This is a genomic window from Zunongwangia sp. L-65 (assembly GCF_056859415.1).
In genome coordinates, this window is record NZ_JBSXOK010000019.1 from 1 (window position 1) to 21,955 (window position 21,955).

The 21,955-nt window shown below is 34.2% G+C and carries 24 protein-coding genes; 17 read left to right on the top strand and 7 right to left on the bottom strand.

Going from position 1 to position 21,955, the window contains the following annotated elements:
• Positions 1-12: 12 nt before the first annotated feature.
• Positions 13-141 (top strand): AraC family transcriptional regulator, encoded by a 129-nt coding sequence (locus AC13DP_RS00670; RefSeq protein ID WP_483067144.1) that lies wholly within the window; start codon positions 13-15, stop codon positions 139-141.
• A gap of 115 nt (positions 142-256) precedes the next feature.
• The gene (locus tag AC13DP_RS00675; RefSeq protein WP_483067130.1) at positions 257-625 is read left to right on the top strand and encodes a DUF6520 family protein; all 369 of its coding nucleotides are present in this window, start codon (positions 257-259) and stop codon (positions 623-625) included.
• Between the two features lie 74 nt (positions 626-699).
• Here AC13DP_RS00675 and AC13DP_RS00680 read toward each other — a convergent pair whose 3' ends face one another.
• Genes AC13DP_RS00680 through AC13DP_RS00690 form a run of 3 tightly spaced genes read right to left on the bottom strand, consistent with a single transcriptional unit; the run spans position 700 to position 7,891 of the window.
• Positions 700-3,513 (bottom strand): M16 family metallopeptidase, encoded by a 2,814-nt coding sequence (locus tag AC13DP_RS00680; protein ID WP_483067131.1) that lies wholly within the window; start codon positions 3,511-3,513, stop codon positions 700-702.
• 3 nt (positions 3,514-3,516) lie between these two features.
• Positions 3,517-4,908, bottom strand: a complete 1,392-nt coding sequence (locus AC13DP_RS00685) for a RagB/SusD family nutrient uptake outer membrane protein (protein ID WP_483067132.1) — start codon at positions 4,906-4,908, stop codon at positions 3,517-3,519.
• Positions 4,909-4,918: 10 nt separating this feature from the next.
• Positions 4,919-7,891 (bottom strand): SusC/RagA family TonB-linked outer membrane protein, encoded by a 2,973-nt coding sequence (locus AC13DP_RS00690; RefSeq protein ID WP_483067133.1) that lies wholly within the window; start codon positions 7,889-7,891, stop codon positions 4,919-4,921.
• A gap of 676 nt (positions 7,892-8,567) precedes the next feature.
• On the opposite strand from AC13DP_RS00690, the gene AC13DP_RS00695 reads away from it, so the two are divergent.
• From AC13DP_RS00695 to AC13DP_RS00715, 5 genes are all read left to right on the top strand, one after another.
• Positions 8,568-8,816, top strand: coding sequence for a hypothetical protein (locus AC13DP_RS00695; protein ID WP_249601887.1), 249 nt, complete (start codon positions 8,568-8,570; stop codon positions 8,814-8,816).
• A gap of 332 nt (positions 8,817-9,148) precedes the next feature.
• A complete protein-coding gene (locus AC13DP_RS00700) occupies positions 9,149-10,069 on the top strand; it encodes an ABC transporter permease (protein WP_483067134.1) in 921 nt (306 codons plus the stop codon).
• Positions 10,062-10,742: an ABC transporter ATP-binding protein gene (locus AC13DP_RS00705; protein WP_483067135.1), complete on the top strand. Its 681-nt coding sequence runs from the start codon at positions 10,062-10,064 to the stop codon at positions 10,740-10,742. The genes AC13DP_RS00700 and AC13DP_RS00705 overlap by 8 nt, the downstream gene beginning before the upstream one ends.
• Before the next feature lie 233 nt (positions 10,743-10,975).
• A complete protein-coding gene (locus tag AC13DP_RS00710) occupies positions 10,976-12,058 on the top strand; it encodes a DUF4238 domain-containing protein (protein ID WP_483067136.1) in 1,083 nt (360 codons plus the stop codon).
• A gap of 321 nt (positions 12,059-12,379) precedes the next feature.
• Entirely contained in the window at positions 12,380-13,024 is a 645-nt protein-coding gene (locus AC13DP_RS00715) for a hypothetical protein (protein ID WP_483067137.1), read from the top strand.
• 318 nt (positions 13,025-13,342) lie between these two features.
• Here AC13DP_RS00715 and AC13DP_RS00720 read toward each other — a convergent pair whose 3' ends face one another.
• A complete protein-coding gene (locus AC13DP_RS00720; RefSeq protein WP_483067138.1) occupies positions 13,343-14,398 on the bottom strand; it encodes an IS110 family RNA-guided transposase in 1,056 nt (351 codons plus the stop codon).
• Between the two features lie 93 nt (positions 14,399-14,491).
• Between AC13DP_RS00720 and AC13DP_RS00725 the strand changes: the two genes are divergently transcribed.
• The 9 genes from AC13DP_RS00725 to AC13DP_RS00765 all read left to right on the top strand — a co-directional run bounded on the left by AC13DP_RS00725 (position 14,492) and on the right by AC13DP_RS00765 (position 19,321).
• On the top strand, positions 14,492-15,133 hold the full coding sequence (locus tag AC13DP_RS00725; RefSeq protein ID WP_483067139.1) for a hypothetical protein: 642 nt from the start codon (positions 14,492-14,494) through the stop codon (positions 15,131-15,133).
• Between the two features lie 309 nt (positions 15,134-15,442).
• Positions 15,443-15,979 carry a hypothetical protein gene (locus AC13DP_RS00730; RefSeq protein ID WP_483067140.1) on the top strand — a complete coding sequence of 179 codons (537 nt, stop codon included), beginning with the start codon at positions 15,443-15,445 and terminating at the stop codon, positions 15,977-15,979.
• 296 nt (positions 15,980-16,275) lie between these two features.
• Positions 16,276-16,614 carry a DUF6249 domain-containing protein gene (locus AC13DP_RS00735; RefSeq protein ID WP_483067141.1) on the top strand — a complete coding sequence of 113 codons (339 nt, stop codon included), beginning with the start codon at positions 16,276-16,278 and terminating at the stop codon, positions 16,612-16,614.
• Between the two features lie 9 nt (positions 16,615-16,623).
• Positions 16,624-17,130, top strand: coding sequence for an RNA polymerase sigma factor (locus tag AC13DP_RS00740; protein ID WP_347405864.1), 507 nt, complete (start codon positions 16,624-16,626; stop codon positions 17,128-17,130).
• Complete coding sequence (locus AC13DP_RS00745; RefSeq protein WP_347405865.1) at positions 17,120-17,416, top strand: hypothetical protein; 297 nt, start codon at positions 17,120-17,122, stop codon at positions 17,414-17,416. Before AC13DP_RS00740 ends, AC13DP_RS00745 begins: the two co-directional genes overlap by 11 nt.
• 259 nt (positions 17,417-17,675) lie before the next feature.
• Positions 17,676-18,056 carry a hypothetical protein gene (locus tag AC13DP_RS00750; RefSeq protein WP_347405866.1) on the top strand — a complete coding sequence of 127 codons (381 nt, stop codon included), beginning with the start codon at positions 17,676-17,678 and terminating at the stop codon, positions 18,054-18,056.
• Positions 18,057-18,228: 172 nt separating this feature from the next.
• Positions 18,229-18,432: a helix-turn-helix transcriptional regulator gene (locus AC13DP_RS00755; RefSeq protein WP_347405867.1), complete on the top strand. Its 204-nt coding sequence runs from the start codon at positions 18,229-18,231 to the stop codon at positions 18,430-18,432.
• 72 nt (positions 18,433-18,504) lie between these two features.
• Entirely contained in the window at positions 18,505-18,789 is a 285-nt protein-coding gene (locus AC13DP_RS00760) for a hypothetical protein (protein WP_347405868.1), read from the top strand.
• Positions 18,790-19,111: 322 nt separating this feature from the next.
• Positions 19,112-19,321, top strand: a complete 210-nt coding sequence (locus AC13DP_RS00765) for a hypothetical protein (protein WP_347405869.1) — start codon at positions 19,112-19,114, stop codon at positions 19,319-19,321.
• Between the two features lie 14 nt (positions 19,322-19,335).
• Here AC13DP_RS00765 and AC13DP_RS00770 read toward each other — a convergent pair whose 3' ends face one another.
• A complete protein-coding gene (locus tag AC13DP_RS00770; protein ID WP_347405870.1) occupies positions 19,336-19,626 on the bottom strand; it encodes a hypothetical protein in 291 nt (96 codons plus the stop codon).
• A 74-nt stretch (positions 19,627-19,700) separates the two neighbouring features.
• Between AC13DP_RS00770 and AC13DP_RS00775 the strand changes: the two genes are divergently transcribed.
• On the top strand, positions 19,701-20,273 hold the full coding sequence (locus tag AC13DP_RS00775) for an AAA family ATPase (RefSeq protein ID WP_483067142.1): 573 nt from the start codon (positions 19,701-19,703) through the stop codon (positions 20,271-20,273).
• A 52-nt stretch (positions 20,274-20,325) separates the two neighbouring features.
• Here AC13DP_RS00775 and AC13DP_RS00780 read toward each other — a convergent pair whose 3' ends face one another.
• Both AC13DP_RS00780 and AC13DP_RS00785 read right to left on the bottom strand, forming a co-directional pair.
• Positions 20,326-21,231 carry a helix-turn-helix domain-containing protein gene (locus tag AC13DP_RS00780; protein WP_347405872.1) on the bottom strand — a complete coding sequence of 302 codons (906 nt, stop codon included), beginning with the start codon at positions 21,229-21,231 and terminating at the stop codon, positions 20,326-20,328.
• Positions 21,232-21,271: 40 nt separating this feature from the next.
• Positions 21,272-21,955 (bottom strand): SDR family NAD(P)-dependent oxidoreductase (locus AC13DP_RS00785; RefSeq protein ID WP_483067143.1); only part of this gene is annotated, 684 nt, incomplete at its 5' end.

The window sequence follows — 21,955 nt, forward strand, 5'->3', positions numbered from 1 at the left end:
CGTACTACAGAAATACCGATTTCTATCATTAGCCAAAAATGCGGTTTTAAAGATCACTCTCATTTTTCCAGGAAGTTTAGGCTTCAATACGGGAAGACCCCTTCGCAATACAGAATAGAAAATTTCTGGTCATCATCATAACAGAATAGCTTTTAGGCTTTAGCGACCATTTTATTTGAGGTTATTTGATGAAATTTACTTTTGTAAATGATCGTAGCCTTTAATAGAAACTACTTTCAATTTCCATCAAAGAAGAATGACAAATCTTTTTGCGCAGAAAGTAGGAGAAGCCGAAAATCCTTCAAAGAGTAGGTATGTATTAAAACTTAAAACCATGAAAAAGTTATTTTTAATTCCAGCAATGGCGCTTCTTGTTGTTTTAGGCATGTCCTTTACAACACTTGTAAGTGAAACCGATCCAGAACCAAATGTACAAGCTCAGGATTATGTTCTAGTAAATGGTAATTGGCAGGCCATCCCAGAGCAAGCATGTACGGGAGGCGATGCAACCTGTCGAGTTCAATTTGGAGAAGAAGGACCAATTTATGATCTCTATGATGAAATGGACGTGAATACGCGAAAGGATGATAGTGTAGATGGGGAACCCATTTTAATTCAACCTTAGTATACGTTGGAATGGAGTAAAGCACATTGGCAAAAACTGCCAATGTGCTTTTTTTAATGCCTATTTGTAAGACTCTAGTACACCGTTTCTTTTGGGAGGATAAGAAATGTTTGCTGATATGCTGTACTAAGGTAATTCTGAATAGCTTTATTGACTTCTTCCAGGGATATGAAATTTTTTAAAAGCGAGGGATATTGCAATATCCAATCCTCTGGTTTTTCTTTGTTTTTAATGACCTTTTTAAGGTAATCTGGCCAGAAATTGAAATAGCCAAAACTATTGATGTTGCGCTGATATTCGTTTAGTTTTAAATTTATTGTAGCATCCAACCAATCCTGGTCGACCCCGGTTTTTCGGAATTTCATAACCTCTTCTTCTGCATAATTAAGCATACGTTGTTCATTGCCCAATTCACTATCAAAATTGACGAAGAATGTATATATCCCTTTTTTTTTATCCAGCCAGTATCCACTAGCCCGTGGACTATACGATCCTATTCGTAACCTTTTATTGATCTGTTCATTAAAACCCGAATTAATGATATCTAATATCACCTGTGATTTGCTATCGACCGGAGTTTTGATCTTTACAGGATAATAGATTTCTGCAAAAGCCTGATTTAATCTTTCAAGTCTGATGGTATCGTTTCGTTTTTCTACACTGAACCCTTTTGAAACAGGCGGTAGATCATCTTCTTTTTGGGATACAGGCAAAGCTGCAAAATACTTCTGTACTTTTTTAAGCAGAAGGTCAGTAGTGAAGTCTCCGGTTATAATAAAGGTGTAATTTTTAAAATTGGAGAAGTGTTTTTGATATCCACTAAGTAAAAGTTTTCTGCTTATGGTATCTAAAATTTTTTCGTCAACAGATGGGACATCGGGATACCAGATTTTTTTGATTTCCCCTCGAAAAAAATCCGATCCTCCCCTGATGGCAAGTAAAGCTTTTTCTTTTTCTTTCCAGGAAGTAAAGGCAGCCGTATCCTTATCGGGTTCCTCTATTTTTAGAAAAAATAATTTAAAAAAATCTTCCAAATTTTTCTCCTTAAATGTTCCTTTGATACCAAAGTCGTTGTCATCCGTTCCAAAGTGGAGTTTTAGATGATGTTCTTCTAAATAGTGAGCCACCTGAAATTTATTAAAACCTCCGGCCCCTGCGTAAGAAGCATAAGAATGTGCTAATATTTTCGATAGTATATTTTTATTGTTATGGCCGGTAACCAGTGGTTTAAAACCCAAAATTTCTATTTGGTTTTTAAATACCTCTGATCTTGGTTTGGAAGGCTTTAACCATACATCAATTCCATTAGTTAACTTAACCCGGGTAACCCCTATTAGGTTTGTGGATGCATCACCTTTAGTATTACTGCCACCACTAAATTTTAAAATACCATCGGATAGTTCCATGTTAAGGATTGGAGGGTTGTAAGCGATAGTCGTATTAGAAATCTCTTTTAATAGGTCTATCATTTTCTTTGTGCCCGGTAGATTATTTTGAGGGATATTAATGAAAATAAAGTCCTTGTTTTTAAGTAGATTCGCCTTCTTATCAGCAAATTCCTGTACCTCGTTTACTTTTATATTAGATAAAAGATCATAAAGTTCTGTTTGGATTTTAGTAGAAGGCACGGCAGATCCTTGAGTAAAATTGTCAAGGTAAGCCTCGGCAAGGTTTACATTGTTGTTGTAAGCCATGCTAAATTCTGATTTTAGGGTTTTCCTGGCTTCATGTACTTCATGATCTGTTATTCCTGAAAATAATGATTTATATACCGTTAAGGCGGCATGAATCTTTTTATCAATAGCTGTGGGATGATCATCTAAATTTACCTCCATAGCCGACACTACTACCTGTTCTTTAAAACCATTAGATGTGGTATGCCTTTTTATATAATTAGAGAAAGGAGGATCATACTGTTTCTGAAATTTTTGAGACCGCTTTTCCGCTATATAATTAACCATTTTTTGCAAAAACATATGGTAATAGTCCCTTTTTGAAATTTTATTGTAATCGTAATTTTTCTCCTTTATAAACATCGTTAACCTTCTCCCGGGATCAATACTGTCTTTAAATGTTGCATACTGATTATTTCCTTTAAGCTCAATTGCGAATTTTTTTATAATATCTTCATCATCTTTCTGGTTTTTTGGATTGTTTAAATCCGAAAAATTTTTCTCAATCAAGATTTGAATACTGTCAAGATTTATATCCCCAACGATAATCGCAGCTTGCCTATCAGGCCTATACCAATCTTTATAGAATTTCTTTAATGGGCCCATGTTGAAATGTTTAAGTTTTTTTACCAATCTTTCCTTGGAGTATATTGGAAATTCAACATTTTGTAATAGTATTTCTCCATACTTCTTATTCAGCCATTGCTGATAAGGATTCTTAGTTCTCATTTCCCCCAGAACGGCACCCCGTTGAACAGCTACCTGAGATTGATCAAACTTTATTTCTGCTGCCCAGGATTTTAGTGCATTTAATCCTAATGCTATTTTTTCATTATTAGCATCGGGGATAACGATCTGGTATTTCGTAACAACTTGTCCTGTTTGGGCTCGAGGGATCATCCCTTGATACTTTACCCTGGCATGAAAATCAGTTGGATTCTTATTAAATAGCGCTACATGTTCCAGAAGATGGGCATATCCTTCCTGGGATCGCGTCTCGAAAAAGGAACCTGCTTTGACGGCAAGCTTCATATAGACTTCCTTTTTAGGCTCTTGGGTTTTCTTTATATAATACGTAAAGCCATTATCCAGGGTTCCATACCGCACACTGTTGTCTAATGGAATGGGATCATTAGTTACCTGAGGGGGAAGGATTGAGCAGCCAACCCCCAGGTATGAAGTTTGAGGATTAGGATCATCGCGATAGATATACATTTTTTAATAGCCATCATTCTGGGTTAAATTTGGATTTTTAATAAGCTCCTGGGTAGGAATGGGATATAAGAGATCACCGGAATCCCATAATGGGTCTGACCCGAAAATAGCCTGCGCTCTTTTGCTTCTTTTAAGATCGAGCCAGCGATGGCCCCACTCGGTAAAAAGCTCTTTTTGTCGTTGGATAAATAGTTCATCCAGTAGCATTGTTTCTGATTGTGCTTCAAAGGGGGGCAAGTCTGCCCGTTCACGGATGATATTTAAATCATTTTGTGCTTCAGACAATTTTCCTTGATATACCCTTGCTTCGGCCCTTATTAAATATTGCTCTGCTAATCGTAACACCATTGAATATTCTATAATTGGAAAATCGGAACTGGTGCGTATTTTATATTTATGGGCGAAATACGCGTTTAGGGATTCGTTATATCCAATCCAGTTTGCAAGACGTTTATCTTCTTCCTGAAATGTATTTACAAGCCCTTCTCGCAGTTGTATACTGGCAAAAAAGGAAAAGACAGGATCAATAACAAAAATGTTTCCGTCGTTGGTATTGGTGGCTATCCCACCGCCGCCAATGGGCGAAATTTGCCAGATGGCCTCACGACTGTTCGCTAGAAATACGGTATTTAAACTATCCAGTATTTGATAAGTGGAAGATTCGTTTATCACTTCAGTACTAAGCATTTCAGCCATTTGCCATTCTTCATTATATAAATAGACCCTTGCCAACAGCGCCGTTGCGGCAAATTTATTTGCAGTGATTCTTTCTCCAGTGCGGTAAGAGGGATTTAAAACTTCAGAAGAAAATTCAAGATCATCAATAATCTGTTGATACACTATTTCGACACTTGATTTTTCAGCAAGGGCATTACGCTCATAGTTTGTGGTAAGGATTAAGGGAACTGATCCATAAAGGTTCACTAAATTAAAATAGGTAAAAGCCCTCACAAAACGAGCTTCTCCTTCCAATTGAATGGCCAGATCAGGATTTATTTTCTCTGAATTGTACAGTCCTTCCAGGCATGCATTGGTCATATAAATGATATTATAGGCACTGGACCATAATTCCAGATTATAGGAGTTTTCGGGATTAATTTGGTGTTCCTGAAACTCCATCCTGTCCAGATTGGAAGTATTAATGTTTTGGATATTATCTGACGATAAACCGGATACCACCGAAATGCTATTCCAGGAGCCGTTTGAGAAAGCCGACAGGTACAATTGGTTGTAAATACCTGTTAAGGCACTAATAGCGGTTTGCTCACTATCAAAGACCTGGCTTCGTACCAGTTTATTGGTAGGAACATCTATAGATACCAAATCCTCACAGCCAAAATGTAACACTACAGTTAGCGCAAGGAGTATTTTTACGATTGTTCGATTCGATTTCATATACTGGGTTTTAAAATTTTAATTGTAATCCTCCTGAGATGGTACGAAGATTACCAATAGATGATCCGCCTACCGGAGATTCCGGGTCTAAGCCTTTATAAGAGGTAAGCGTGATAAGGTTTTGAGCATTGAGAAATAACTGGCACTGTTGAAGCCCTAGTTTTCCGGCTATTTTTTCCAGGTTGTAAGAAGCGGCCAGGGTTTTTAAGCGTAGGAATGAACCATCCTGGTTAAAGACCGAACTATTTAGCGCATTGCTGTATGCCACGCTACCCTGATAAGAAGTAGTGGGAATTTGCAAGTTAGGCTCACTTAGATAAAAAGCTAGTATATTACTTGTGCGGCCGGCATTAAGATATGATAGTCTACCAGGTTGTTTTACAAACTCCCAGAGGAATTGAAGATGAAAATTTTTATAGGTAATAGCATTGCTAATGCCTCCAAAGAATTCGCGGTTACGATCTTGAATATTTATTCTGTCTTGTATATCTAGCCTTCCGTCTTCATTTACATCTTGAAAAGTGTATAAACCGGTTTCCGGGTCTACTCCCGTATAATTGTAGTTTAAAACAATGTTAAGCGGATACCCTACTTTATATACATTGGCATAGGAAGATTGTTCTATCTCCGGATAACTAATAAGCTCATTTTTTTGTCTGCTAAGGTTAAAAGAGGTTGTCCAACTAAAATTGTTATGACGAATATTGTAGGTGGTAAACTCCACTTCAATCCCCCTGTTCTCGACAGTAGCAGGAAGGTTTGCCTGTACCGTCTGAAATCCTGTGATGGCGGGCAGGGGATAGCCTACCAATTGATTGGAAGAACGATTACGGTACCAGCTGAAACTAAAATTTATCCGATCATTTAAAAGGCCCAGTTCCACGCCGGCTTCTAATTTCTTGTTTACCTCCCAGGAATAGTCTGGATTGGCAAGGGAGGTGGGATATAATCCCCCGGGGCCCCTGGTCGCTTCATAAGCATCTAAATAGCCATAATCACCAATCTGGTCATTTCCTGTACTTCCGTAACTGCCCCGTAATTTTCCGAAGGATAAAAAGGGAAGCTGATTTTTAATAAAATGCTCTTCGGTAAAAATCCAGGCTACCCCTACAGCACCAAAATTAGAAAACCTGTTGTTGGGGCCAAAACGGCTGGAACCATCCCTTCTTGCGGTTAGATTTACATAGTATTTTTGATCCCAGTTAAAACCAAACCGGGAGAACAAAGCGGCATAGCGGTATTGGGTACTTGCGCTTTGAGCATTGATGATCATTTCAGCTGCGGCCAGATTCCCTATAAGGGATTCTGTGGCATAGCCCGTTCCCTGCAAGCTCTCGCGAGAAGAGTTTTCTGCCTGTAATGTTGCTCCCAGTATAAAATCACCTTCCAAATGTCCAAACTTGGAGTGATAAAGAATTTGCGGCTCCACTATCCAGGAGGTCCTACTGGTGTTTAAGTGGGCAGACCTGTTTTGGGGATTCTCTGCCGGGTTATAGGATCTTCCCGGTAATTTTCTTAATTCGTCTGTGGTATAATTGGTGTACCCCAAACTGGTTTTTAACTGTAGCCCTTGTAAAACCTCATAAGAAAGATAGGTATTGGCTATAAAACTACGGGTTTGTGTATTGCTATCATTAAAATAGCCCTCTAACGGGTTGGGAATGCCGGCAGCACTCCAATCTTCCCAGTGTAATGATCCGTCCGGGTTAAATACGGTGGGGGCATTAGGGGGTAACAAAAAAACAGAAGGCCCTAAATTTAAGTTGCCGGCCAGCTCATTATGATCAATTCCATAATTTATGGAAGTTCCCAAATTGAACTTTCGATCTTCCGAATAATGATTTAAGCTAAGATTCCCGGTAATTTTATGATAATTATAATCTGCCGGATAAATAGTTCCTTGCCGAAGATAAGAGCCTCCTAACCTATAGGAGGTATTTTCACTGCCACCTGTAAAGGAAAGGTTGGCATTGGTCGTTTGTGCTTGACCGCCAAATACAAAATCCTGCCAGTCGGTATAGCGATCCTGGTCCCAGAGCAGTAAATCATAAGCATTATTTGCCGTGGGTTCTATCCCGTCATTTTCAAAAGCTTGCTTTCTTAGTTGTAAATACTGTGGGGTGGTTAGTAGATCTAATCTTCGTGGTACGGTAGAGATCGCGGTATAGATTCTGGCTTCTAGAGCGGTACCAGTATTGTTTCCCGATTTGGTGGTTATAAGTACCACCCCATTGGCACCCCGGGAACCGTATATTGCTGTAGCATCGGCATCCTTTAAAACTTCGATGCTTTTTATATTTGAAGGATTTAGATTATTTAAAGGATCGATACCAGACGAACTTAATAGGGAATTGCTTTCAGTAGGGATGGAACTTATAGGCACGCCATCGATGATATACAAAGGATAATTTCCTTCTTCCCGAAGGCTGTTTGTTCCCCTGATTCTTATGGTTGCAGCCGCCCCGGGGTTTGCGCCGCCCAAAGTAACCTCTACCCCAGCCATTCTGCCCTGCAAGGCTTGTAGCGGACTAATGACCGGCTGGTTTTCTATTTCCTCGGTCGTGACTCTCGCAATATTTCCCGTGCTTTCCCTTCGGGTAGTATTATAATAGCCGGCATTGATTTGAACTTCACCCAGGGCGGCGATATCTTCTTCCAGTTGGATGTTGATTACCTCTCGCCCGTCTATGGGGACTTCCCGGGTTTTATAACCGATATATGAAAAAAACAAAGTAGCGTTTGCGGGAGCGGTCATATGATATTCACCGTCTAAATTGGTGACCACACCCCGTTTGGTATCCTTTAAAATAATGCTCACCCCCGGAACAGGAAGGCCGTTTTGATCTGTTACCGTCCCGGTAATTTGTTGTTGCAGGAGCAGGGGAGTAGTAATTGCTGCATGTGCAGCTTTGGGCAGGAGCAAGAGTATCCCGCCTATAATTATTAGTGCCACCAATATATGGCACGGGTAATTATTTTTCATAATTTTACGTGTGATTTAAATGAAACAATGTTTTATTTAAGCTTAAGCCTTCCCCGTCCAGACGCCAATCTCACGGGGAAGTACTTTTTCTAAGCTAAATTCAAATAGTCCCTATCCCTTCTGTGAAGGAGTAGGGGGCACGACGGCTCCCTATAGCCGAAATTGCAATAGTAACAATGTTCCCAAAGCCCTTAGGACTTTCCCAACCCACACTGTACAAAATAGGGTTAACAGCACCCACGGGATAATGTAAATTTTAGCCTGTCCCGCAACAAGCTTACGATTAGACATAAGATGTGATGACCAAAACTGTATATTTTGGGATGGCGAGACTTAAAAATTATAGAAAATCACTTTGAAAATTATGAAGAGAGACGACCTATATTGCGAAATTAAAAAAGGGCGTGGAGCTCAACTTAATGCATTAGAGGTACTGGTATACCTGTGTACAAATAAGCGATGATCCTACGCCCGGGTCGTAGGCATCCATACTTATCCTCTCGTACACATATAAAAATTACCAGTTTTCTAATGCGAGATTCAAAGCGAATGCTTCTAATATTTTTACTTTAAGAAGTTTCGCAAATATATCAATTTGAAGTAAATATAATAAAAAAATTTAATATTCGGATTTGAATCCGAGAAGTTTTATTGAGGTTTCATTTTTTTTGTATAAATGGTGGATCGAAATCTCAAAATAGTCGAATTTTTATATGAAAAATGGATTGGTAAAGTGGAGAATAATAGCGCTTTTGCCGACGAACATAATATAAATGAGAAAACTGTTCGATTAATTAAGGAGAGAAAAAGCTATAGAACAAGTATCGATACAATTATAAATATTTGCGAAGCTGAAAACATGAATTTATCTCAATTCTTTAAGGAAGTTGAGGAAATGTTTCCAGAAGTGAAGATTAATAAATAAACCGAAGTAATTTACTTATTTTTTGTATTTCTTATTTTGGCAACATCCATAGGTATACGGTTATTCTATATTGTCTATTTAATATTCTTCAATTAACTAACCTGAAACGGATCTATTTTCTAAGAGCCTTTAATAAGAAGATTAAATAGTAATCTACAGAGTTTTTGATTTTTACTATTCCTAATTACCTTTTTTTTTATTTTACGGTAAACCGTATTGTTTGTATATAGAAAAAAATATCTTTATAGTGTTGATATCCAGAAAATAAATATAATAAATGATTATTTTTATATGGATATAACGAGTTGCCAACCATTAATTCAAAATTGAGAATGAAAGAATATTTCCAGCTTCAATTTAAAATGATAAACAGGAAAATGATTGATTTGGGAATCCCACTGTTGATTGGATATATACTTTTACCACTTGTTTTTATTTTGTTGTCTAACTACTTATTTAATAAAACAGAGTTTGCTAGTTATGTTTATGGACTGTTTGCAATAAGTTTTGTTTCAAAATTAAGTGAACCTAAAAGAAACGATTTTCTCAAATCAATATTTAACATAAATAAATACAGAAAATTACGAGCTGTAGAAAATCTTATCTATTGTTTACCTTTTACTCTTTTTTTAATTTGTAAATACCAATTTTCGTTTCCTGCAATATTAAATTTATTTGTGATTATAATAAGCCTCGTCAATTTCAGCACAAATCTAAATACTACAATTCCAACACCATTCAGCAGGAAACCTTTTGAATTTACGGTTGGATTTAGAAAAACGTATTATATTTTCCCAATAGCTTATTTCTTAACTTATATTTCAGTATCAGTTGGAAATTTTAATCTTGGCGTATTCTCAATGTTATTAATCGGACTAATTTGTTTTTCCTATTATTCAAAAACTGAAAATGAATATTTTGTGTGGAACTACAATTTATCTTCAAAAGAATTTTTATTAGAAAAAACGAAAACGTGTTTAATATATTTTTCACTTTTAAGTTTGCCGGTTATAATTACTTTAGGCATTATGTTTTCTAACCAAATAAGTATTTTAATTGTTTTTCTTCTTTTATGTTATGTTTATTTAGCGACAATTATTTTTGCAAAATATTCGTCTTTCCCTAATCAAATGAATATATCACAAGGTATTTTAATTGCAACAAGTTTTATATTTCCGCCAATACTTTTAGTATTCACTCCTCTTTTTTATTCCCAATCTATCAAAAAATTAAATACGGTTTTAAATGATTAAAATTGAAAATCTGTCAAAATTTTATGGTAAAAACCAAGTTCTAAATGCTATAAACTTAGAGTTTGAGAAAGGGAAGGTATATGGAATTGTTGGTGAAAATGGAGCGGGAAAAACGACGCTATTTAAATGTATTTCGGGACTTGAAAGTTACAACGGAATTATAAAATCAGATTTTAGAAAACTTAAAGACCATTTAGGACTTTTATTAACAGAACCTTTCTTTTTTTCAAAAATCACTGGAAAAGAATATATTCGATTACTTGCAAATGCAAGACACCTCAAATTATCAAATATTGAGAATAAAAATATATTTGATTTACCACTAAACCAATATGCTTCAACCTACTCTACTGGAATGAAAAAGAAATTGGCTTTAACCGCTATTCTTTTACAACAAAACGATATATTTATTCTGGATGAGCCATTTAATGGCGTTGATATACAAAGTAATTTATTGATAACAGAAATTATAAACAGGTTTAAAGAATTAGAAAAAACAATTATAATTTCTTCTCACATATTTTCGACTCTAGCAGATACTTGCGATGAAATATTTTTATTACAAAACGGAGAAATTGTAAAGAAAGTAAAAAAAGTAGAGTTTGATAATCTTGAAAATGAAATGAAAAATTTTACAGTCGGAAATAGAATTGACAAACTTGAATTGAAATAAATAACGGTTGGCAACACCGTATATAACAAATAGCTACATCTTTTCTAAAACGGAAATTTTGGTATATTTGGTCAATCGCCAAATCTTTTGATTTGGATTTTTGAATAAAAAAGATAAAAATAAAATACAAAAGTTTTGGCTTGTGGTGTGGCGGAAAGGTATTCGCTAACTTGTACGCTACTTGTCATATACATCACGTTGTGCTAATTTTTAAACAAAACTAATCGTCCAAATTGAAAAGAACGTGCAAACAAAATCAACATTATATACCCAAATTTTTATTGAGGTACTTTTCATACCAAGATAATCAGAAGGAAATCGGAGTTTTTAATATCGATAAAGGAATATTTGTACAAAAAGCTAAATTAAAAACTCAAGCATCTAAAAAATTTTTCTATGGTAAAGATGGATTGATAGAAGATTTTTTGGGAAATATAGAATCTATTTTGGCTCCTATATTCTTGAAAATAAAAAATCATCAGATTCTACCTGAAAAATTTTCTCAAGATCAAGTTAGTGTATTGCATTTTTTAATCCTTTTGGATATGAGAAATCCCAATAGAAAAGCACATTATGAAGGAACTACTAAGTTATTTATTGAGCATTTAAAAAATTCAGAAAACCCAGATCTTAAAACAATAAAGGAGTTAGAAGAAGTAGAAAAAGGAGATATTAGTTTTCTTAGAATGATAGTCAAAGCTAGAGACCTGATCGCAATTTGTATGGATTTAGAATATAAATTACTAAAAAATGAAACCCAAAATCCGTTTGTAACTTCAGATAATCCATTAATAAAATATAATCAATTCTTGGAAAGTAGAAAATGGAGATTTGGAAGCCATAACGGTTTTGGCAATATTGGAGCGCAATGGTTTATTCCTGTAGATGAAATGTATACTTTGATATTTTACGATTCCAATATCTATAAGGTAGGTAATAAAAAAGAGAAAATTGTTTCTATTACCGACACAAAAAGCATCGATAACTTAAATATATTACAGTTTTTAAATGCTACTCAGAATGTATTTTTTAATCATAATACTAACAAATTATATTTAGATTCTCTAGCTCAGAAATCCTCAAAATTTGAAAAGCCGAATCAAGTTTATTCAGACGTTTTTAAACCCAAGATTGAAAAAGAAGAAAAGGAAGAAATCTTATTTTTTGGTATCAAGGATATCAGAATAAATTTAGAATTGCAAAAAGTCAAAATGCACTCCAAATCAAAATATTTAAAATTTGATGACCATATTGTTCAATTGCGACCTGGAGCAAAACAAATTAGAGAATATCAAAGACAAAAGCGTAACCAATAAAAACTATGCACAATAACTAAGTCTTCGCGTGGTCGGTACGACCTAACATTAAGATTCTGTTGACTGGAGTTAAGAGGTGGCTTATTTTTTTGGAGAGCATTTTAATAGTAGCCGTTAGGCTAGGGGAGATTTGAGAGTAATCCAGGTTGAGTTTTTACGGGCATCAATCCAAAAAAACTACTGGAATTTTATGTAAGTGGCTATAAATGCTTTTAAAGCAATTAAAAATCCTTTAGATTAGTGTTTTAACTAAAATGGGTATAACACAAATTGTTGTGTTATCCGTATGTTGGCACAAATTAAAATCTTACATATATTATTATGGATGAATTAATAAAAAGCGCTTTAGAGGAATACTTTTCAGATTTTAAAGAGTATCATCTAATTATTTTAATTTTATTCACAATAATTATCGCTATATTACAAGTCCTTCAATCATTTTTAGTTTCAAAAAAAATTGAAAAGCTAAAAAACGAATTAAAGAAGTCAGAAATTAAATTTTCTAAATACAATCAATTACAAATAGAAGCATTAAGCGAAATTTATCCAATGCTGGCCGATTTACAAATAAACACGGTTAAACTCAAATCAGAATTAAATAAAAAGGAGGCTTCTCCAGAACGAATTAGCAAATTAGCAGAAAATTGGGGAAAGTCATTTAATGAAGTTTTTTATAACTTCTCACAAAAGAAATATATTTTTCCTAAAAGTATCAATTCTAAGTATTCGGATTTGATAGAGCAATTGATAAAAATGAATTCATATGTCAAGGCAGAAAAAGAATTAAGCTTACTTTATATTACGCTAAATGATGGAAATGTTGAATTTATGGGCGATGAGGAAGAAAGAATTTTAATATCTCATAAATTAGGTAAATTGAATAAAGAGGAAATAATGACAATAACAACAGAAACAATTTCCAATTTAAAGTCGGAAATAGATATCCATTTTCAAAAAATGGAGTAAAAATAACTTGTGCCAACACCGTATCCTATGAAAAGCAATAATCTAGTTCTCTAAAAATAATATTTAATTTCCATTTATCTCATATCCATTTACTTTTTAACGTATTGAGTTTTTGTTGAAGCTCTGCTTCAATGAAAAATCAATACAAAATAACCCGCTCAGCATCCTATTTGTGGTCAAGTTCGTCTCCTGCCACCAGCATCACTATGATTGGTTAAATAAGCCTGTTCACTTGCTAACAAAATGTGATCCGCAATGGCCACCTACGTTGTTGTGTGATACAGGCCTGTTATGTTTTGAGCTTAGCTATTGTTTTTATTATGATAAAATTCCGATTTCATAAGGATTGCCTGTCTTTATTACCGAGAGGGTTCGGCTCAGTAATTTATGGGCAACCTTTACGATAATCTTTCTGCTATCTTTTCCTATATGCTTGCGATAATACTCCTGAATAACAGGATCTGTCCGTATAGCTTGCCACGAGGCTTCTACAAAATAGGAACGAATCAATCGATGACATCTGGGATTCATCCCTAATGATTTTGAATGGCCTCCACTCTCATATATGCCTGGCGCAAGGCCAATATAACCGGCTAAATGTTTTAAACTATTAAAGCGTCTTAAATCTCCTAGTTCAGATAAGATCCCAACTGCTACTATTCCTCCTATTCCCGGCACACTGCGTAATAAGTAGTAATCTTCTTTATAATGCTTACGACAATAAGCTCGCAACTCGCTTGAGATATCACGAAGTTCCTTATCTATAAAACGGAAACTTCTCATTCTACTTGACATCGTTGATGAACCTGTACTGTAATTAAACAATAGATCATCTATCCAATGACGAAAAGCATGACTCCAATGATCATTATCAAACTCTTCAGGAACTTTTACCCCAAAATAAAGCAACTGCATTTTTATCTTACTTTTGATCCTTCGAAAATCTTTGGTCAGTTCAATACGACGACGAAAAAGACTACGTAACTCCTCACGCTCAGCATCTGGAACCACTATACTTTCTAAACGACCATCTTTAAGTTCTCGACTAATCAACTGAGCATCTATGCGGTCTGTTTTAGTATACTTCTCTTTTCCCTTTCGATGAATATCTGCTGGATTTACCACAAGTGATTTCCATCCATAGGCCTCAAAACTCCGGTGAGCGGAGTAACCACAACAACCAGCTTCATAGGCTGTACTTACCTCATAATGCGGAAAATGTTTCTGAACATATTCATATAACTTCTCAGCTATGGGGGGCATCGTGAAAGATTTACCTCCAAATAAATCTGTACTACAATGTATTTTCCAACTACGCTTGTGGATATCAATCCCTATGAATAACTTTGGTCTGGCAGTAATTTGAGTTTCCATTTCTTTAATATTTTGGTGAATCTTAAAGATACTCGATTACTGCTAACAACAATTGCGGCTTTGTGTCCTGCGGACACAACCGCGCAAGTATAAATGTCAGTAATTTTAGCTATCTTAGTTTCAAACCAACCCGCAACTGATTGTTATACAAACCCGTTGACCTTAATTATGACGAACGAAACGCAAATGAAAAAAATAATTTTCTTAATCCCTATTTTTATATTTTTTTGCTGTGTAGAAAAAGAAAAGAAAAAACCGATAAATCCTGCCGATACAATTATTAAAGCAACTCTTTCAAATTACACAGAACTAACTGATTTAGAAAAAGAGGATATGATTTTTACAAAATGCTGTTGTTATCCTGAAAATTGGAATCGTGGAATAAATTGCGTGGAAAAAGAAGATGCTTTCTACGTTAGAGCTGAAATTGACATTAATCTTCTTGGAGCAATCTCGGAATCAGAAACTTTTACATTAAGCAAAATTATTACTTCAAACCCTCATTCTTTGTATGGAAAATATATAAATCGCTGGGAATTTAAAGATCAAAATGGAAATACGATTTGTGAAACTGCCAAGTTTGACGGTCACAATGATTTTAGTTTAAAAAGAAATGGTTCAATAGATAAAATAATTATTGGACCATTACCGAAAAAACCAAGTAGGATGATAATTAAAATAATGAATTCTAAATATTATAAAGGAATAAACCCAGAAATTGAAATAAATAACTAATGCCAATAACTAAGAGTCTTCGTGTGGTCGGTACGACCTAACATGAAGATCCTGTTGATTGGCAGTTATGTGGTCTTTATTTTTGGCGAGCATTTTAATAGTAGCCGTTAGGCTAGGGGAGTTTTGAGAGTAATCGAGGTTGATTTTTTACGGCTAAACTTATCAACAAAATCTATTCGAATTTATAGGGATGTCGCTATAAATGCTTTAGAATCAATTAAAAATGTGGTAGATTAGTACTTTAACAAACATGGGATATAAGACAATTGGTTGGGTTATCTGTATGTTAGCCACAATGAAAAACTTTAAATGAGCATCTTGAACTTTATTGTAGAATATTGGTCTCAACTGACAATATTAATTTTAGCAATTGGATATATTCTGAAAAGTATATTCAATTTTTACTTAAAAAAGCAAGAAATAAAATTTGATTTTATTCATAAAGAGAGGGCTCAAATAATAAAAAAACTGCATATCGATATTACCAGATTGTCAAGACAATTAGAATTTTTGGCTATGGGTCATTCATTAGCGAAAGTTAAGGTCGGACCGACGATAAAGGAAGGGATTCAAGTTTACTGGAAAGTTGTAGAATTAAACAAAGAAATAAAAATAACTGTCGAAGAAAATAAAATCTATTTCTCAAACGGTTTTATCAAATTATTTGATGAACTATTTAAGAATGTAAATGATAATATTATTCTGACCAGTGTGAATAAAAACCTGGGCCAGGATTCAGATAAAAAATTTGAGTTCAACGATACCGAAAACTTTTTTAGATATTTCAATAATGGTTTTCCGGAACTTGAACGAAGGCTCTTGGTTGAGTTTAGAAAATATTTATAAGTAAATAATCACTGTGGCTAATAACTAAGTCTTCGTGTGGTCGGTACGACCTAACATGAAGATTTTATTTACTGTCGTTAAGTGGTAATTTATTTTTTCCTGAGCATTTTAATAGTAGCCGTTAGGCTAGTGCGACATGAGAATATAGATTGAGTTTTTACGGGCAAAGCGCTTCCAAAACAATTGTAGGAATAATACCTCCCTAATAGGCTATATGTTAATTTTTTTATTTAGTTTTTCGTTTTGTAACCTTTTTAAAATAATTTTCTCTAAAAAGAAAACATAAATTTTAAATCATGGTTACACTATCTATTTTACCGTTAGAATTTCCTTACCCACCAATCATCTTAATAACTGCAATCGTTATTATCTTCTATTTTTGGACGCAACATAAGCAGAAGATGGAATTAATTAAAAAAGGAGAAAGTTTGATCCAATTAGATTCTATTGAAAAGATGAAATTCGGAAATTTGGCTAAAGGAATAATTGGTATATCGTTAGCATTGGGAATCTTTACAGCACATATTCTCGAGAAAAATACAGATTTGAATTCATTCGTTCTATATTCTTCAATGCTCCTACTATTTTTTGGATTGGGCTCACTTACTTTCTACTCAATAGTGAGAAATAAATAACTCTTTTCGATGTCAAAAGAGTTAATTAGAAAAGCGCAGAAAGGAGATAAACACGCTTTAAATGCATTAATTAACAAGCATAAAGATTTAGCATTCTCAATAGCTTTTAAATACCTAAAGAACATACAAGATTCAGAAGATACAGTTCAGGACTGTTTCGTTATAGTTTTGAACTCTATAAAAAGTTTCCGAAATGAATCAAAATTTTCAACTTGGTTATATACAATTATTTATAGAGAATGCTTAAAACATATTAAAAGATCCAATCAATCTGTAGATTATGTACCCCAATATGTAAGTCTGGAACAAGAAGATGAAAATAATGATGTTAATAGAACAATAGGAAAACTAATGGAAGTTTTATCTAAAAGTGAATTTCTTGTGGTGACTTTATTTTATTTAGAAGAAAAGAAGATTAAAGATATTTCTAAAATCACCAATTTCTCTAAAGCAAATATTAAAGTAATATTACATCGAGCGAGATTAAAAATGAAAGAAAAATTTAATGAAAAATAAGAAGTTTAGAAACCAGCTAAAAAATGAAATTATTAAAATTGACAAGGTAGATTTTAATGATGAAATTTTAAGAAGAATGAGAACCCAAGAAAAGCAAAAGATTAGCTTTGAAAAAGAGATTCTACTTTTCTTTTCCATCGCTGCAACATTAATTTTTACCACTGAACTGAAAGTTATTAATACTGATCAAATTTCGACCTTATGGACTATTAGTTTAATTTGTTTAATGCCAATTGCATTTATCTTTTATAAGATTCTTTATAATAGTGCTTTGAAGAAAAGTTAGAACAAAAAAAATACACATGAGCTATTCATCTCAAATTCCAGGTATTCCAGAAAAATTTTAATTTTAGTAATCAAGTAAGTAAAGATTAAGCCGGTAAGTTCGTCTCATGCTCTCGGACTAATAATCCTTGGGTGGTTTTTAAATACAATTGCTTCGACTGGTGCAGACCATACCCAACAAATAAAATTTTCCTTATTGTAGATGTTTTCGGGTTTTTTGGCGGACTAATTTGGCTATTAATTGCATATATTAGTAAGCAATGGACCAATTCAGTTACATAAAATTTAAAGACCCAAGAAGTGAACCTGTTTCTCAATCAAGTCGATTTGAAAAAGCTGTAGTCAAAATTCTATCAACTATTTTCCCCAAGGCTAACCCTAATTTCGAGACGCTAATTAAAAAGGTCGACAGTTGGTTAGTAGAATACAATCAAATCGAAAAAGCAGTCTGGCGGGAAATTGGATTTGATAAAAATGGATGTTCAATTGTAGCAATGCCTTTGCGCAATAACTATGGTTATTGGACTGATAACAATTTGACTCTTGATGATTTTAGAGAATTTGGAATTACAGAAGTTGCAAAAGAATATTTTGAAAATGAATGGACTGAATTTAAAAAGAAAAATAATGTTTGCGAATAACTAAATCTTCGTGTGGTTCATAAAATCAAATATAAACTTTCTTTTGACTAAACGAGTATCTGGATTGTCGCTTAGCCACTTTGTAGGTTAGTTTAATATTTAAGCATTTTAATATTAGTCGTTAGGCTAGGGGAGGTAATAGTGAAAATAGAGAATAAATAATCCAATTACGATGGATAAAAAAGAATACAAGGTTGTGAAACTATTAGCTAAAGGGTATACCCAAAAAGAAGTAAGCCAAGAACTCAAAAAAAATGGCTATTCTGCCACATCTTTAAGTACCATCGAGAAACTACTAGCAAAATTACGGAAGCAATATAAAGTAAAAACCACTATTCAATTGTTTGTATTTTTGGTTAAGAAAGAGATGCTATGAATCGTAAAGCCTTGCATATAATATTCCTTTTTTTAACTATAACTGCAAAGGTTAAATTTTAATAGAATTAATATGGAACAAGATAAAAAAACGGTTGCAGAATTGACTATTTATTACAAAAAACAGCGTTTGACCAGCCTGATTTTTGATACTCAGCAGACCGCAGACAAATGCTGTGAAACTTTAAATATGCTATTTAATAAAAAAGGAGAAAAGGAATTTTCGTTTAGTGGAGAAATCAAGACAGTATATTCGGGTAGTAGGGTTGTTGAAGAAATTAAAGATTGGGAAGACGGGAAAATTGAGCCTAGAGGTACCCTTTTCGAAATGATAAAAATCCTGGATCGTTTAAATTAATCTTAAATTGGAGGGTATTTTTATTTTCATTAATTTATTTATTCTTAGAAGATTTTTATTTCAAAATAGCTCAGATAATTAAGTATAAATTTTCCTTTTCATCTAAGCCTGAAACAGCTATCTTAGTTAGAATATTCTTAAAGCGTTTTGCTTCGAGTCCGTACTGAAAGTTGGGAACTTGCGATAACAGCTGGACAACAAGTGAAGAATGCTCATGCTACTGCGTGGGCGCACTTATTGTTGAGTTTCCTAAGACCTCAGTGCTATAAGTTGCTGCCTTCGCTATTTTTATCAGGCGGCATTAATTAAAAATAGTATTGACATGAAAACCACCGCCAAACATTTTACCGGATTTCATTATTCAGCTTCCCAGCTTCTTAAATACATTACCGTAGCAAAAGATTTTACCTTAATGCTATCCTCAGGAGAATTTATTAAATTTACTCCTATTAACGATTCATTATTTGAAGATTGGCTCATAGCAAACAAGGTCCAAAATATCAGAAAAGAAGAAGGCTGGATAACCGAATAACCAGCCTGAATACGTTACTTCCCATTTCCTAACTCATTCAACTTTTCTTTGAGTTCAATAAGTCCGGCTTTTTCGAGATATTGACCGGCAATAATTTTCAATTCTTCCAGATTTTCATCAGGGATATTGGATAAAAGTCCTTCGTTTTTCTCATCATCTTTCACTAGTAATCCACGCTCAATTACATGGTTTAGTAATAGCACATTTTTCCGTGAGATTCTTAAATCAATCTTCACTGTGTCATTCATGCCAGGGATACTTAAGATCGTATCATAAACTTTGGCTACATCATTCGTTGTCAACATAATCACACGTTTTTAAATCATTCAACATTCATAACAAAAGTATTAAGAGTAAAAGAAATCATCCTCATCAAAATATGAAGGAGGTAATTATTAGAACTATGGAAAACAAATCAAACGCTATCATTATTACAGGAGGTCCCGGAATGGGAAAGACATCCGTGATAGAACAACTTTCAGATATAGGATATAATTCAGTTGAAGAAACAGGTAGAAACATTATCCAAAAAGAACTTAAAACAGATGGAAATCGTTTACCGTGGCTTGACAAAAAAGGATTTGCAATGGCTATGTTTCAGCAATCCCTCAAAGATTTTCAAAATGTATCGGAGAAGTGTGGATTAACATTTTTTGACCGTGGTATCCCGGATGTCATTGGATATCTAAAACTTTGCAATATTTCCATTCCTGAAACGATGTTGCAGGCAGCGAAAGAAAAGCGATACTATCCTAAGATTTTTATCACCCCACCTTGGAAATCAATTTATGTTAATGATGCCGAGCGAAAACAGACTTTTGCAGAAGTAGTTTCCACGTATCATATAATAAAGGAAACCTATTCTTTCTTGGGATATAAATTGGTTGAATTGCCTAAAATTACAGTTTTAAAAAGAGCAAAATTTATTCTTGAATATTTAAGTGTAGTATGAAACATTTCTATTGATTAATGATGAAATTTCCTGTACTACTTTGTACAAAGTTTTAATTATAGGACTGGCGATACTCTAATGGAGAAAGAGTGGTTTTGTTTTTAAATAATTTATGAAACGATTGAGGATATTCAAAGCCCAATGAATAGGCTATTTCACTAACTGATAATTTAGTAGTGGATAATTTCTCCTTAGCTTTCTCGATTAACTTTTGTTGGATATGTTGCTGGGCACTTTGTCCCGTTATACTGCGTAACATATCGCTTAGGTAATTGGGAGACAGATTTAGTCTTGCAGCTAAATAGGAGACACCGGGAATACCCTCCGTTTCTGTGAGGTTTTGGTTGAAATAATCTTCTAACAAATCTTCAAAATCGGACAATAAACCGCTATCGGCCTGTTTTCGGGTTAAGAATTGGCGATGATAAAACCGGTTAGAATAATTCAGCAATAACTCTATTTGTTTTATAATAATTGAATGTGAAAATGTATCTATTGAAAATTGACTTTCCTTTGAAATATCCAATAGTAATTGATTAACGGTTTTTTCTTCATCAGTAGATAAATGTAAAGCTTCATTTAGGGAATAAGAGAAAAAACCAAATTTACGGATATCTTTGGACAAGGAAAAGCCCTGTAAAAAATCGGGATGAACAGTTAGCCAAAGACCTTCTAACTCCCAATCATCCCTTATTTCTGTAATGATCACTTGATTCGGGGCATAAAATGTCATAATACCATCATCAAAATCAAAGTGCTGCTGGCCATATCTCATTTTACCTTTAAAATTCTTTTTGATTGCTATGCAATAAAATCCGTAAGTAACCGCCTCTAATTTTTCATCATCATAACACTTAATGGTAGAAAAATCAATTAAACTAATTAATGGGTGCTTCGGTTTCGGCAACTCTAAAAGTTGATGCAGATCTCGGATTGACTGAATTGTGTAAGGTTTCATTGAAAACAAATTTATAAAAAATAGAATTTACGTTTCTTATTTAATCAAAATCGGTAGATAACGTCAAAGATTTCCATTTTTCAAATTCTGCATCTTCCTCCGCTCTTTTTTGGGTAACCAGCTCATAAGTGTCCGGCCCTAAAAGTAAATGAAGAGGTGGCTGTTCCATTTCACTTATTTGAACTAATATTTTTGATAGTTTGTCGGGATCTCCGGGCTGTGTCCCACTGAATTTAGTCCACATCTTTTCAGCTTCATCTACACCATACACTTCAATACGGTTCTTTACATAGTTGATGGAATTCATAAATTCTGTTCTAAATTGTCCAGGTGCAACTACCGTTACTTTTATCCCGAAATTTATTACCTCTTGAGCTAAAGCTTCGGAAATTCCGATAAGCGCAAATTTAGCTGCATTATAACTTGCCGCCTTTTCAAAGCCAATATACCCCGCATTGGAAGAAATATTAATGATGTGTCCGCTTTGCTGCTTACGCAAATGAGGCATCATGTTCCGGATGATATTAACAGTCCCAAAAAGATTCACATCCATAGTTGCCCGAAACTCTGCATCAGTCATTTCCTCCATACTTCCCACCAAGCTATAACCAGCATTATTGACTACTACATCGATACGCCCTAGTTTTTCAATACTTTCATCAATAGCTTTCTTTACAGCTGTATCCGAAGTAATATCTAATTTTACTGGAAAAAGATTTTCTTT